This is a genomic window from Pseudomonas sp. DC1.2 (assembly GCF_034351645.1).
Classification (GTDB): Bacteria; Pseudomonadota; Gammaproteobacteria; order Pseudomonadales; family Pseudomonadaceae; genus Aquipseudomonas.
On record NZ_CP133782.1, the window covers coordinates 4,582,917 to 4,597,328 of the forward strand.

11 protein-coding genes are annotated in these 14,412 nt (G+C 58.5%); 3 read left to right on the forward strand and 8 right to left on the reverse strand.

Features of this window, described 5'->3' with window-relative positions; genetic code table 11:
• Positions 1 to 90: 90 nt before the first annotated feature.
• From RHM68_RS20685 to RHM68_RS20695, 3 genes are all read right to left on the reverse strand, one after another.
• Positions 91 to 816, reverse strand: a complete 726-nt coding sequence (locus RHM68_RS20685) for an OmpA family protein (protein WP_322218583.1) — start codon at positions 814 to 816, stop codon at positions 91 to 93.
• Positions 817 to 917: 101 nt separating this feature from the next.
• On the reverse strand, positions 918 to 1,562 hold the full coding sequence (locus RHM68_RS20690; protein WP_322218586.1) for an MBL fold metallo-hydrolase: 645 nt from the start codon (positions 1,560 to 1,562) through the stop codon (positions 918 to 920).
• Complete coding sequence (locus RHM68_RS20695) at positions 1,559 to 1,864, reverse strand: hypothetical protein (protein WP_322218589.1); 306 nt, start codon at positions 1,862 to 1,864, stop codon at positions 1,559 to 1,561. Before RHM68_RS20695 ends, RHM68_RS20690 begins: the two co-directional genes overlap by 4 nt.
• Positions 1,865 to 2,266: 402 nt before the next feature.
• Between RHM68_RS20695 and RHM68_RS20700 the strand changes: the two genes are divergently transcribed.
• The 3 genes from RHM68_RS20700 to RHM68_RS20710 are packed head-to-tail and all read left to right on the forward strand — an operon-like array spanning position 2,267 to position 5,080.
• Positions 2,267 to 3,568: a protein kinase domain-containing protein gene (locus RHM68_RS20700; RefSeq protein ID WP_322218591.1), complete on the forward strand. Its 1,302-nt coding sequence runs from the start codon at positions 2,267 to 2,269 to the stop codon at positions 3,566 to 3,568.
• Positions 3,569 to 3,593: 25 nt separating this feature from the next.
• Positions 3,594 to 4,268, forward strand: coding sequence for a VWA domain-containing protein (locus RHM68_RS20705; protein ID WP_322218594.1), 675 nt, complete (start codon positions 3,594 to 3,596; stop codon positions 4,266 to 4,268).
• 2 nt (positions 4,269 to 4,270) lie between these two features.
• Positions 4,271 to 5,080, forward strand: a complete 810-nt coding sequence (locus tag RHM68_RS20710; protein WP_322218597.1) for a PP2C family serine/threonine-protein phosphatase — start codon at positions 4,271 to 4,273, stop codon at positions 5,078 to 5,080.
• A gap of 65 nt (positions 5,081 to 5,145) precedes the next feature.
• Here the strand turns inward: RHM68_RS20710 and RHM68_RS20715 are convergent, their stop codons facing one another.
• From RHM68_RS20715 to RHM68_RS20735, 5 genes are all read right to left on the reverse strand, one after another.
• A complete protein-coding gene (locus RHM68_RS20715; protein WP_322218600.1) occupies positions 5,146 to 7,884 on the reverse strand; it encodes a LuxR C-terminal-related transcriptional regulator in 2,739 nt (912 codons plus the stop codon).
• Between the two features lie 356 nt (positions 7,885 to 8,240).
• Positions 8,241 to 9,605: a DUF1329 domain-containing protein gene (locus RHM68_RS20720; protein ID WP_322218604.1), complete on the reverse strand. Its 1,365-nt coding sequence runs from the start codon at positions 9,603 to 9,605 to the stop codon at positions 8,241 to 8,243.
• A gap of 26 nt (positions 9,606 to 9,631) precedes the next feature.
• Positions 9,632 to 11,521: a DUF1302 domain-containing protein gene (locus RHM68_RS20725; protein ID WP_322218607.1), complete on the reverse strand. Its 1,890-nt coding sequence runs from the start codon at positions 11,519 to 11,521 to the stop codon at positions 9,632 to 9,634.
• 346 nt (positions 11,522 to 11,867) lie between these two features.
• Positions 11,868 to 13,550, reverse strand: a complete 1,683-nt coding sequence (locus RHM68_RS20730; protein ID WP_322218610.1) for a fatty acid--CoA ligase — start codon at positions 13,548 to 13,550, stop codon at positions 11,868 to 11,870.
• A gap of 222 nt (positions 13,551 to 13,772) precedes the next feature.
• A complete protein-coding gene (locus RHM68_RS20735) occupies positions 13,773 to 14,402 on the reverse strand; it encodes a LysE family translocator (RefSeq protein WP_322218612.1) in 630 nt (209 codons plus the stop codon).
• Positions 14,403 to 14,412 lie beyond the last annotated feature (10 nt).

A 14,412-nucleotide genomic window follows, 5' to 3' on the forward strand; every position in this document is an offset into this window, starting at 1 on the left:
TGCTCAAGAAGGACCGCAAACTGGTGATACAAAACCCCACCCGCTCTGCTGAGAATCGGGCGGGTTTATACCTGGGGTTCAGTCAGACGGTTACTGGTACTGCTGAGCAGGTTGACCCTGTTGCTGATATTGCTGACCCGGAATCGCCTTCAGGTTGACTTCAACTCGACGGTTCTGCGCCCGGCCATTGACGTCGCCGTTGCTGGCAATCGGATTATCCGGCCCGGCCCCGCGCGCCGACAGATTGGCGCCGCTGACACCCTGGGACGTCAGGTAAGTCGCCACGCTCTGGGCGCGCCGCTGAGACAGGTCCATGTTGTGCTGACGGCTGCCGGTGCTGTCGGTGAAGCCGACGATTTCGATCTGGTTCTGGTTGAACTCCTTGAGCGAGCCCGCCAAATTGTTCAGCGGCTGATAGAAGCTCGGAGCGATGTTCGCCGAATCGGTGGCGAAGGTGATGTTGCCCGGCATGATCAACTTGATTTGATCGCCCTGACGCTGCACTTCAACCCCGGTATTGGCCATGCTGGCGCGTAGTTTGGCTTCCTGCTTGTCAGCGTAGTAACCGTAACCGGCAGCGGAGGCGCCCACCACGGCGGCGCCAATCAACGCGCCTTTGCCACGGTTGTTGTGGTCGATGGCGGCACCCGCCAGCGCACCGGCCAAGGCACCGAGGCCACCGTATTTGGCTGTTTTGCTCATGCCTTGGGAGCCACTGTCGGCTTGCCCTTGATTGTCATAAGGGTTGGGCGATGCGCAACCGGCCAACAAGGCCACAGCGGTAGCAACAATTATCAAGCGAGGCTTGGTGAACATGAAGAGCTCCTACTTTTGCATTCTGTGGTGCAACGGACGTTGGCAATAGACCACTGCGGGCGTTGGATCACCGAAGACGACAAAAATTCAATCGCCGACCGTCATGCCCTGACAAAGGGGTTGCCGCGCATTTCATCGCCCAGACAAGTGTCAGGACCATGCCCGGTCACCACGACTGCTTCCTCGTCGAGGGTGTACAGCCGCTGCTTGATCGAGCGCACGATGGTTGCCTGATCGCCACCCCACAAATCCGTGCGCCCCACCCCGCGACGAAACAACGTGTCACCGGCAATCAGCAGCTTAGCTTCTGCAAACCAAAAGCTCATGGAGCCTGGTGTATGACCCGGTGTATGAATCGCCACGCCGCAGCCACAGTCCAGCGCTTCATCGTCGGCCAGCCAGCGATCCGGTGAGGGCACCGGGGTGTAAGGCACGCCGAACATCTGGCATTGCATCTCCAGGTTGTCCCAGAGGAATTGATCCTCCTTGTGCAGGTGCAGGGTGGCGCCGGTTTTTTCTTTCAACTGCCCAGAGGCCAGGAAATGATCGAGGTGGGCGTGAGTGTGGATAATGCTCACGACTTTCAGGCCCAGAGCATCGAGCCGGGCAAGGATTAACTCATGATTGCCACCGGGGTCGACGACGATGGCTTTTTTGGTAATCGGGTCGCCGATGATCGTGCAGTTGCACTGCAACGGGCCGACGGGGAAAGTTTCGCGGATGAGGGTTCCGTTCAGGGTATTCATGGGACTGATCCTACTGCTGAGGCTTGGTTCTGCGGTTGTGATCCGCAAAATTGATAGGTTATGCTCGCGCCGCGCCTATTTTGAAACAAAACGGCAGGAAGCCAATGCCCTCTCCAATGGAACACGTGCTTGTCGATAAGAGCGTCCTGTTTCAGGACCCGGATATTATCAACCGCATTCGCGGCAAGAAGGGTTTGCCATTCATATCCCACGCCGATCTTCTGCAACTTCAGTCCCTGACGACGGGGCACGAACAGGTCCATAAAAACGCGCGACAGTTTTTCCAGCTTTTCGCCAGCCACCCCTCGCGCCCGCACCGTACACTCCCAAAAGGTACAGCACTGCGCCCCGGCGACTTGTTGGCCGAATACGCTTTCGATGGCCAGCCGATCTTTGCGCTAAAGCGAACGGTTGCGCCACCGGACTCGGCCAAGGTGGGTGAAACCGTCGATTTATGCCGCCACTACGACTTGCTGTTGCTGACGTGTGACGAGGCGCAGCTCAGTCACTGCAAGGCCGCCCAAGCCAGAGCCACGCGCTGGATAGGTCGTGCTGGGAAAAACCCGGTGAATATATCGCCGCCAACCCTGCCTTTCGACCTCCCTGAAGCGCCCCTCGCTGGCGCTGACAGTCTGATCCAGAACAAAGGCGTCTCTGTCGCGCCCGGGTCGGTGGTGAAGACATCAAGTGGCCGCCAGTTGACGTTGAACGCCGCGATCAGCGCCGGTGGCGAAGGGACAATCTACGCCGTCGCGGGCAACGCTGAAGTGTGCAAAATCTATCACCCGGAAAAGCTCACGACTCGCCGCCGCGAAAAGATCGAGCTTATGGTGACGCGCCAAATCACTGAGCCTGGCATTTGTTGGCCAACCGAGCAGGTGTTCAACGCTCACCAAGAGTTTGTCGGCTATGTGATGCCCAGGGCGCAGGGAAAAACGCTGCAGACCGCCGTATTTGGCAAACCCATGCTGGCCAAAACGTTCCCGCAGTGGACACGACGAGATTTGGTCAATGTTGCCAGCGCGTTTCTGAAACAGGTGGAATACCTGCACTCGCTCAACATCATTGTTGGCGACATCAACCCGATGAACCTGCTGGTGACAGCGGACAGCAACAAGGTCTGGATGGTCGATACGGACAGTTTTCAGATCGGGCATTTTCCGTGCGAGGTCGGCACGGTGAATTTCACCGCCCCGGAAATCCAGGGGAAAAGATACAGCGACTACCTGCGCACAAAAAATCACGAAACTTTCGCGGTCGCAACCATGCTGTTCATGATCCTGCTGCCAGGTAAACCGCCTTACTCGCAACAAGGGGGTGGGACGGCCTCGGACAACATCAAAAACATGAACTTCCCCTATCGCTACAAAAAAGACAGCGGTAAAGGCAAAGTAAGCGTCACGCCGGTGGGTGCCTGGCAAAACATTTGGAGTCATTTACCCTACGCGCTCAAACAGGCGTTCAGTGACACCTTCGAAGATAATCAGCGACGACCGCTCGGTGACTGGTTGAGGCTGCTGACTCAGTACGGCGAAGAGTTGCGCAAGGGCAAGCATTGCGATGAGGTGTTTCCCGCCGCTTTTCATATCAACGACCCGGTTGAGGCTGTCTGTGGCACCTGCAAAAAAACCTACACCGAATCCAAATACTGGCTTAAGAAAATGCAGGCCGTCGGTAGATCGACCCGGTGTGCAGACTGTCAGCGGTCGTCCAAACTGAAACAGCTGGCCAGTGAAAGCCAAAAGAAAACCGCGCAGGCAGAGCAGCGTGCGGCGCCACCTCCGGCAGCCTCCGTGCCTCGCGCCACTCCTGCGCCAGTTCGAAACGCACCTGCACCGGCACGGAAGACACCCTCCCCTGCGCCCGCGCCTCCAGCGCCGTCAAAACCGCAGCAGCAACCGGCTTCCCCCAGACCGCAACCCTATCCATCAGCACCCGCACGCCCCCTCAATCAAGAGAGCCTGGTGGTCCGCTGGTTCAAACGACTCTTGAAGCGTATTTTGTAACGCGCCGACTCACAAGGATGATCCCATGCAAGAAGATTATGTAATTCGTCAGGAAGACCTCATCGAAAACCCAACAGCACGCGTGCCCATTTGCCTCGTGCTGGACGTCAGCGGCTCGATGGAAGGCGACCCGATTGCGGAACTTCACGCCGGCGTTCAGATGTTTTTCGAGGCCATCCGTAAAGATGATGTAGCGCAATATGCTGCTGAAATCAGCATCGTCACGTTCGGCGGGACGGCGCAAAAAGTGCTGGATTTCAGTGACATTAATCGTCAGGACGTGCCGCCACTGGTGGCGTCAGGACTGACGCCCATGGGACATGCCGTTAACATCGCGCTGGACTTGCTGGAAGCGCGTAAGGAAGACTATCAGCGCGCCGGTGTTGATTATTACCAGCCGTGGATGGTGCTCATGACCGATGGCGAACCCACCGACGATATTGGCTCAGCGGCTGCTCGCGTGGCCAGCCTGATAAGCCAGCGCAAACTGAGCGTTTTTCCTATTGCGATCGGTACGGCGGTGAACATGCAGTCGCTGAGTCAGTTTTCTCCGACACGCCCGCCCCTGCGCCTGAAGGGCTTGAACTTCAATCAGTTCTTTGACTGGCTAAGCCGAAGCGTATCGCGGGTGTCGCAGTCGACACCTGGAGAAGAGGTAGCGCTGGACATTAAAGGTATCGAAGCCTGGGCACAGATCTAACCATGCCTGACATCCAGATCAATTTCAGTTGCAAAACAGCCTGCGCTTTTGTGGCAGGACGCTCACACCTCACGACTCACACACCTTGCCAAGACTATGTCGCTGCCAGACAGTCCAACGAGGTGACGTGCATCGCATTGGCCGACGGGGCGGGCTCCAGAGCCCGGTCCGATGTCGGCGCCCAGGTCGCGGTCACTGCGGCGCTAGCCTTTGTTTGCAAAAACTTTGAAAGTCTCTGGCAAAACGCGGAAAAATCCCACGCCAAGGCTGCGCAACGCCTGATAAATCGCTGCCTGGACGCGTTCAGACGCAAGTCGAAAAAACTGGGCTGCGAGATCAACGACCTATCCTGCACCCTGTCCTTCGTCGCTTTTTCACGGGGCCGCTACCTGGCAGGCCATTTGGGTGATGGCGTCATCGCACGAGTTGATATAGACGGTCAACTTCTGGCCCTCTCTCATCCGGAAAACGGCGAGTACGCCAATACCACGCTGTTTCTGACGGACCCTAAAGTGGCTGGGCGCCTCAGGATGTACCGTGGCCCTGTAGAAGGCGCGACAGGCTTTGCGATCATGAGCGACGGCACGGCAGAAAGCCTCTACCACAAATCCAGTGGCATCCCCGCCCCGGCGATCCTGAAACTGCTGGAGTGGAATACATCGCTACCCAGAAAAAAAATGAAGTCGGTTTTGGCCGACAACCTGCAACACTCCATCGCCAGTAAAACCGGGGATGACTGCTCAATAGGATTGCTGTCGATCCTGAAGCAGGAGGGACAGACGCACGCTGTGAGCGCCGGCGAAGAGAATTGACCGACAGCCGCGGACTCAAGACGCACGGTGTATCGGAGGTGTTCAAACGGTGATTTTCGCCAAAGCTACAGCAACACGCCCATTTCCTTCGCCCGCGCCACTGCATGGGTGCGCCGCTCTACTCCGAGTTTGCTGTTGATATGGCTGGCGTGGGTTTTCACCGTGTGCAGCGAGATAAACAGTTGATCGCTGATTTGCTGATTGGAGCACCCTTGGGCGATCAGTCGAAGGACCGCCAGCTCGCGGGTGCTTAGCTGTTCTGCGGTGTGAAAAGCGTCCAGTACAGGTCGGTTGGCCTGTACTGGAAGACGCTCCACCAGGCTCTGCGTGACGGCCGTCGGCGTGGCTACCTGCAATTGTCCGCGCAACCAGTCAGCGTGCTCGGCCAACAACCCGTCGAAAGGTTGCAGCACTCCACCGGCCGCAGCGTTGAGCGCTTGAGTCAACGCGCCGCGCGCTTCGGGTTCGCGTCCACCGGACAGCAACAGCGCAATTTTCTGCGTCAGCGCCATGACGCTAAGCATCTGCCGCCCAGTCTGCTGCCCATGCTCAAGCAACGTATTGAGCCGCCCCTCGGCCAGCATCGGCTGCCCCTGGATGACGTCCAGTAGCGCGCGCTGAAGTTCGATATGCAACGGCAACTGTGGATGAAACTCCGGCGGTGCAGCAGCGCCTACGCCAGTGTAGGTCTGGCCCAAACGGGCCAGCCAGGCCTGAGCCAGGTCAGTACGACCCTGGGCCAGCCAGAGTTCACATTTGACCAGCGTGATCATTGCCAGGTAGTAAATCGGCGGCACATCCCAGATATGCATCAGCCGTTCGGCTTCGGCGAGTTCGGCGAAGGCTTTGGCAAACTCGCCGCTGCTGCCCTCAAGGCGAGCAATGACGCAATGCCCGATCAGCACACTGATATCGCGACAGGCGCGAGCCTCATGCAGTCCCGCCTGTAAACGAAGCCGGGCAGCGTGCGGTTGCGAGCGTAAGGCCAGTAAAAAGCCTTCGTAAAGGGTCAGCCGGGCACGTACCGCATACAGTCGCTGTGGGGATAACCCCTGCAAGCGTTGCAGCCCTTGGTGGACTTCATCCAGCGCACGCAGGATTTCCCCGCGAGCCTGCAACACACGCGCACGATCGTAATGCGCCAGCGCTTCGAACAACGGATTCCCCACCCGTTGCGCCAGCTCCAGGGACTCACGGTTCAGGCCCCGCGCATGCCACAAGTCACCGTCGGCAATCGCCAGGTTAGACAACGCCGAGAGGCACATCAGCCGCTGCCCGTAACGTTTGGCCGGCAGGCTTTCCAGCGCTTCGGTGCAATAGAGCAAGGTCAGCGCACGATTGCCACGACCGCGCGCGATGATGCCGCTCAGGGCCAGCCATTGGGCGAGCATGGATTTTTGCGCGGTGGCCGACGGTGCTGGCAGGAAGCGGCTCAAGTGATGGGCCAACTCCTCAGCGGCGTCCAGTTGACAGGCCAGCCCCAACGCCCAGCTGTAAAGCACAATCAGCCGCGGCGTGCTGATCAGCAGGCTGTCGGGCAAATCCATTTTCCAGCGCAGCAACATGCCGACGTTCTGTTCCGCCAGCAGTTGCTCTTCTGAAAGGTTTTGCACCAGGTTAGCGGCCACATCGAGATGCCCTGCGCGTAATGCCTGCTCCACCGCTTCATCGAGCAATCCTTGGGCATTGAACCAGCGGCAGGCCCTTAAGTGCAGGCTGGCGGCAGGCACTATCGCCTGAGTGGTGGGCCGAGTACGCAGCAGATCGGAAAACAGATGGTGGTAGCGATACCAGCGCCCCTGCTCATCCAGGGGCACCAGGAAAACCTGATGCGCCAAGAGGAAACGCACGATCTCGGCACTGTCATGGGCCTCACGCACGGCGTCGCACAGCTCGATACAAAAGCGCTCCTGCGGGGCGGTGTCATAAAGAAATGACTGCACGTCTGCGGGCAAACAATCGATAACTTCTTCCAGCAAGTAATCGCGAATCAACCCTTCCCCACCGTGCAACGCCTGAGGCAGCGGCCCGTTGGGCCCCGCCTCCGAGGCTGCGAGCAGCCAGAAACGCAAGCCAGCGACCCACCCTTCGCTGCGCTGGATCAGGCTTTCCAGCGCCTCGCCGCGCAAGGAACTGCTGTGCCGGTCAAGCAGCGTAAGGGCTTCATCATGGGTCAGACGCAGGTCTTGTTCATGCAGTTCGAGCAGTTGCCGCGATAGCCGCAGTCGCGCGAGGTGCCAGTCGGGGCGCTGGCGGCTGGTGACCATGACCAGTAGGCCATCGGGAAGATGATTGAGGAAAAATTGCAGGCAACGATCAAGCACCGGCCCCTGAGCCAAGTGGTAGTCATCAAGCACCAGCAGCAACGGTGTACTCGGCGAAAGATGTACGGCCAACTCATCGAGCAGCCCGTCCAGCCATTCCTCGAAGGCAAACGGCTGATGGCGCTGACGCATTTTCAGCAAACCGAGGGCCTGGCTGCCCAACTGCGGAAAAAAGTCCTGAAGACCTTCGAGCAGACGTTCCAGAAAACGCCCAGGATCGCTGTCCCGTCGGCTCAAACCCAACCACAGGCTTTGCCAATGAGCCGGTAACCCCTGACAGAACTCCACCGCCAACGAACTCTTGCCAAACCCTGCCGGAGCGCTGACCAACAACAGCCTGCCACCGAGCCCCGCACTCAGGCGCTCACACAGACGAGGCCGCAATACATGCCCTTCGGGCAGCGGCGGCCTGAAAAAACGCCCGTCCAATGCTGCGACGGCAACGCTTGCAGGACCTGGAAGTGGTGACAGATCAGTCATGGCCGGCTCTTGTTTGAATGGCTATTGGCGGCGTTGCAGATGTCCGCAGACTAGCGGTAAACGAAGAGCTATTGAAGGTTATTGCTACAAATGGCTACAAAAAGACTACGTGCAGAAATGTCAGACGTGCTTTGGAGGGGGGCTGACAGCCGAAGTCGCCCGCATCGCGGGCGGGTACGCACGCCCACTTGATCGCGTTTTCATGAAAAAACGCGCACGCCTGTCGCCGAGTGCTTGCTTCGCGTGGCGACCGGACGAAGAGGCTATTCGGACCTTGGCAAGTATTTCACAGGCAAAAAAACGCCCCGAACCAGTCGGGGCGTTTTTTCGAGGATGCGGCCTCTATTCAGTGCGTATCAGCGAACACCTTCCTGACGCAGAGCGGCAGGGGTGAAGTCGCTGGTGGTCGCGGTGAAGCCGAAGTCATAGGCTTGTTTCTCTTCGTTCTTCATACCCAGCGCCAGGTAACGACCCGATTGCAGGTCGTACAGGACTTCCAGGGCATACCACGGCACTTGCTTGTCGTAGTAGTCCTCGGCATGCGCCTCGGCCACGCGCCAAAGCTGACCACGACCATCGTAGTGATCGATCACGGCAGCCTGCCAGGTGTCTTCGTCAATGTAGAAGTCACGTTTGGCGTAGATGTGGCGCTGACCTTCTTTGAGGGTAGCAACCACATGCCAGACGCGGCGCAGCTCATAACGGGTCAGGTCCTGGTTGATATGGCCGGCCTTGATGATGTCCGCGTACTTGAGCGTCGGTGAGTCGATCTTGTAGCTGTCGGAGGCGATGTACATCTCTTTCTTGCCTTCGAGTTTCCAGTCGTAGCGATCCGGAGCACCGTTATACATGTCGAGGTTGTCGGAAGTGCGCAGGCCATCCGCCGCAGTACCCGGCCCGTCATACGAGACTTGCGGCGCACGACGCACCCGACGCTGCCCAGCGTTGTAGACCCACGCCGAGCGGGGCTCTTTAACCTGGTCGAGTGTTTCGTGTACCAACAGAACGCCACCAGCCAGACGCGCCGGCGCGGTCACTTTCTGCTTGAAGTAGAACAGAATGTTGCCCGGATTTTTTGGGTCGTAGTCCTTCATCTTGTCGCGGAACACAAACTGATCCTGGAAGTACACCAGGCTGAACGAGCCGTTCGGTTGTGGCGTCGCCTGGGTTACCAGACGGGTCACACTGCCGCCACGATAACGAGTGATGTGGTTCCAGATGACTTCAACGCCGGTTTTCGGAATAGGGAAAGGCACAGCGGTTTCGAAGTTTTCCAGTCCATTACCGCCAGACACCAGGTTAGTGCTGGTGGCGTTCTTTTTGATCGCAGCGAACACGTCATCCGGCACGGTCGAGCCACGATGGGACGGGTAGACCGGCATGATGAACGTGTCCGGGTAGCGCTTGAACATCGCGTATTGGCCCGGAGCCAGTTTTTCCTTGTACTGATCGACGTTCTTCGCGGTGATGGTGAACAGTGGCTTTTCACTGGCAAACGGGTTGGACAGGAAACCTTTGCTGTCGACCGCACCGGCGTTTTTCGGCAGCGGTTTCCAGGCCGGAATCGAACCGTCGGCATTGCCCGCCATTTCCGCGCCCATCGGCGTCAGGCTCTTGCCCAGTTTGTCCGCCTCGGCCGCAGGCACTGCTGCCATGACAGCACTCGCCAGCAGCGAAAGCCCAAGTACACCGGCGTGGAACAGACTCTTTGTTATTTTCATATGTGTTCGTCCTGAAAATGCAGTGCTTAGAAGTTCACGCCGACGCTGAGTGCAACGAAGTCGCGGTCATCCACGGTGCTGTACTTGCCGCCAAAGAAGTTGGTGTACGCCAGGCTGGCGGTGTAAGTGTTTTGGTATTCGGCATCGACCCCAAGGCTCACAGCCTTGCGGCCTTCTTCAAAGTTACCGCCAGGGCCAGGGGAGTAGCCGCTGACGTCATGGGACCAGGCCACGTTCGGCTTCAGGTTCACACCGGCGAACACGTCGTTGTATTCCCAGATGGCACGGCCGCGATAACCCCACGAGTTGGCCGTGGTGAAACCGTCATTGTTGCAGTTGGTGCTTTTGTTATTGGACGATGCGCCGGCCCCGGCCCCATTGATGGTGGAGGTGTTGAGGATTTGCGAACAGGTGTCCAGGCCCCCGGTGGAGGGCAGTTCACCCGGCCCGAAGACCGGGTCGCGGCCATAACGGACATCGGAGGTGCTTTCCAGGCCGCCGACGTGGGTCAGGCCGACTTCACCGACCAGGGTCAAGCGACTGGCGCCCATGACTTGATCAAAGAAGTGCGTCAGGGTGGTCTGGAACTGGGTGATTTCTTTACGGCGATAGCCGTGCAGGTCCTGACCCGGCGTGCCGGTCAACAGCGAGGCGTTGGTCAATGCGCCGCCCAACGGCCGCACACCGGCGAACAGGATGTCGGTGGAGTTCAACTGCACCGGAGCATTCGGACGGTAGCTGACCTCACCGGCCCACGCGGTGCCGGTAGGCAAGGTGGTCGAGAAGCTCAGGCCGTAGAGGCGAATGTCTTCCGGGTATTCGACGAAGTACTGCGAGTTACCCGCGACCACCAGCGGCCCCAGCGCCTGGAAAGGCCCTGGAAGCGCCTTGACGCCGTTGTAGACCGATTGTGGCGCACCAGTGGCGCTGAAAATCGGCGCACGGCTGTGGTAGTTCATGAAGTAGGCGCCGAACTCGGTATCGAGCGGCTCAAACATGTACTTGAAGGATGTGCCCCACTGGCCGCTGTTCCCAGGGTCGCGGTTCGCACCACGGCGTACCAGAACGCCTTCGTCATTGACGTCGACGTTGGCCGCAGCCAATGGACCGAGCGCCACCGACGGAATGGTCGAGCGCTTGTTCAGCACGCGCAGATTGTCTTCGCAACCGGTAGAAATGATGTCCGGTTGCGAGAAGAACGTGCCGCAGTTATCGGTCACGGTCTTTTGCCACTGAAGCTGATAGAACGCCTCGGCGGACAGGTTTTCAGTGAGGCTTTGGGACACGTAGAACATGTTGACCGGGATCAGGCCTTCTTTGACCTCGGCACCCGGACGACGGAACGCAGACACGTCAATCGGGTTGATCGAGTTGATGCCGCCGCCAATAAAGGTACTTTCACCCCAACTCACAACCTGCTTGCCCAAACGCACGGAACCCGGTTCATCGGCGATGGAGTAGTTGTGGTAAACGAAGGCGTCGAGGATCTGGCCGCCCGAAGACTTGGCACCTTCATTGCGATGCTCGTTACTGACGTTCTTGAATTCCAGGTCCTGGTTTTGCAGCGCGAAGTCGTACCAGTATTTGCCTCGAACGAAGACACCGGTGTCGCCGTATTTCAACTCAAGGTCATGGATGCCCTTGAAAATCTTTGAAAAGGCTTGCCCGCTCTTGAAGTTCAAGTGGCCGTCATCAGAGGTTTGGGACAAGCCCTTGCCGCCGTTGTTGACGCCGATAAGGTTCTTGTTCGGCTGTTGGGTCGAGACACTCATGCCCAGGGAGAGCGACGAGTCGAACTGACCTTCGATTTCACCGACGTTGAAACTGACGCCGAATGCGGGCCCGGCGAGCGTAGAGGCAAGACTGACCGCCAAGGGCAATTTCGCCCGGCGCCAGAACTGGTTTACTGATGTCATCGACGCTACTCCATGTGCATTATTGTTATGGCAGTGAGCACTTTTAAAAACGCTGAGGGTGACCGGAAGCCAAGATGTCCGAAGTCACTCCAAAGTTGCATCGCCCCGTTTTGTGCGTTTGCTCCGTTCTTAAAAATCCTTGAGCGGACTATAGCCAGCAGGCTGTACTGCTTGATCCCTCTAAAGTGTGATTTATAGCTGCCGGCCACTCTGGAACAGTCCTTTCGCCAGTCCGACAGGTGTCGGCACGGCAAGGATGGCTGAAAATTCGGATTTGACAAGCCAAGCGCTTGCTTGGTGGGGCTGGCGTGCCGTTGCGGGCACGCCAGAGCGCGTCAAAAAACGCTTAAAGCGTTGAGAGGAAGGTGCTGTTGTTGGCCTGCCATTCAGTGATGTCGAGGCGGATACGCTTCTTGTCGAGTTTGCCGACACTGGTCTTGGGAATTTCCGTAACAAGGGCGATCTGACTCGGGATCGCCCACTTGCTCAGGTGCCCTAGCTCGACGAACGGCTTAAGGTGTTCCTTGAGTTCGCGAGCCCCGATCTCATGCCCTTCACGGATCACCAGCAGCGCAAACGGCCGTTCACCCCACTGCGGATCGGCGATGCCCACTACTGCTACTTCGCGTACCGCCACGTGACGACTGATCAGGTCCTCCAGGTCCAGGGACGACACCCATTCGCCCCCGGTCTTGATCACATCCTTGATGCGGTCGCGGATATCGATCACCCCCATGCTGTCCAGAGTGGCAACATCGCCCGTGTGCAACCAGCCGCCGGCCCAGAGCTCGGCGCCCTTGTGTGGCTCTTTGAAATAACCTTCGGTGAGCCAAGGCGCGCGCAGCACCAATTCCCCCTGAGTCTCGCCATCAGCGGGCAGAAAGTGACCGTCGGCATCGACAATTGCTGCCTCCACCAATGGCACTGGCACACCTGCCTTGATTCGATAAGTGGTGCGCTCGTCTTCAGTGCCTGCCATCAATTCGTCATTGAGGTGAGCACAGGACACCAGAGGCCCGGTTTCCGACATGCCGTAGGCGGCGGTCAACTGAATGCCTCTGGCCTTGGCGGTTTCGTAGAGCGTGCGATTGAGCGCACTGCCGCCGATGACGATTTTCCAGCCAGCGAAATCAGCGCCTTGCGCCGCCTTGGCGTTGAGGAGCATTTGCAGGATGGTCGGCACGCAGTGGGAAAAGGTGACCTTTTCCTTGGCCCACAACGCCACCAGCAACTCAGGGTCATAACGACCCGGATAGACCTGCTTGAGCCCGAGCATGGTCGCCACGTAAGGCAAGCCCCAGGCATGCACGTGAAACATTGGCGTGATCGGCATGTAGACATCGTTGGTGCCCAGCAGCCGCACGCTGTCGATGCAGCCCATGATGGTCGACACACCCATGGTGTGCAGTACCAATTGCCGGTGGGTGAAATACACGCCTTTCGGATTGCCGGTGGTGCCCGTGGTGTAAAAGGTCGTCGCGACGGAGTTTTCGTCGAAATCCTGGAAGTCGTACTGCGGGCTAGCGGCGGCCAGTAGCTGTTCGTATTCGCCGATCAGGTTCGGCAAATCGGCGGTTTTCTCTGGCAAGTCGGTGAGCAGAAGGGTTTTCTCTACCGTCGTCAGGTGTCCGGCGATGGCCTGATACAGCCCGACGAATTCGCTGTTGACCAGCACGAAGCGGTCCTCGGCGTGATTCATGGTGTAGAGAATCTGCTCCGGCGACAGGCGCACGTTGATGGTATGGATCACCGCACCGATCATCGGGATGGCGAACATGCACTCCAGGTAGCGATGGCTGTCCCAGTCCATCACCGCCACGGTATCCCCGGCCTTCACCCCGGCCGCCGTCAACACATTGGCCAGGCGCGCGACCCGCTCGATCAGGGTCGGATAGCTGTAGCGCAACTGGTCGCGGTAAACGATCTCGCGGGTTTTCTCGTAACGAGCGCCGGACATCAGCAGTCGTTTAATCAGCAACGGATACTGGTAAGCGCCTTCGGCTGGCGGGATAACGCGAGTCTGCAACATAAGAATCCCTTTTCTGACTGCACGGTGTGGCTTAAAGACAAGCACTCTAGAGCCGTTATACGCCAGCCAAATCAGTCAAAGGAATGATTTGCAGAGCCATACAAATGCTAGCTTTGCGCCAGCATTTGCGCCAGCATTTGCGCCAGCATTTGCGGCTAATGGAAGCCCTGATCCGCCGATTCAGAGAGAACTCCCGGAAGTTCTCGAGTCAGTCCAACGCAATCAATGCATCTCGGTGAAGGCAAGTTTCACACCGATGGCGATGAGCACAACCCCCATGGTGCGGTCGAACCAGTGGCCCATGCGGGCGAAACCGGCACGCACGCGTGGTTGGCTGAACAACCGGGCCACCAGGCAGAACCACGCTGCCGTCGCCAATGCGAGATAAATGCCGTAACCGGCCTGCACGACCAGCGGCGTGTGGGGGTTAATCACCACGGTAAACAACGACAGGAAAAACAGCGTGGCCTTCGGGTTAAGGCCGTTTGTCACGAAGCCAGAGGTGAAGGCGCCGCGAGCCGTGCGCTCACCGACCTCCTTGTGCAGATCGTCGGCAACCGGTTTGGCCGGCTGTGCCCGCAGGGCCTTGAAACCGATGTACAGCAGGTAAGCGGCGGCAGCCCATTTCAAGGCGTTGAACAGCATGATCGACTGAGACACGATCAGGCCGATTCCCAGCAATGAATAACCGACGTGCAGGAAAATTGCAGTGCCGACGCCCAATGCGGTCCAGGTTCCGGCACGGCGACCGTGGGTCACGCTCTCACGCACCACCACCGCAAAGTCCGGACCGGGGCTGGCCACGGCCAGCAGGTGAATCAGGGCGACAGTCAAAAACTCGGTCCAGTACATGGCGGCTCCT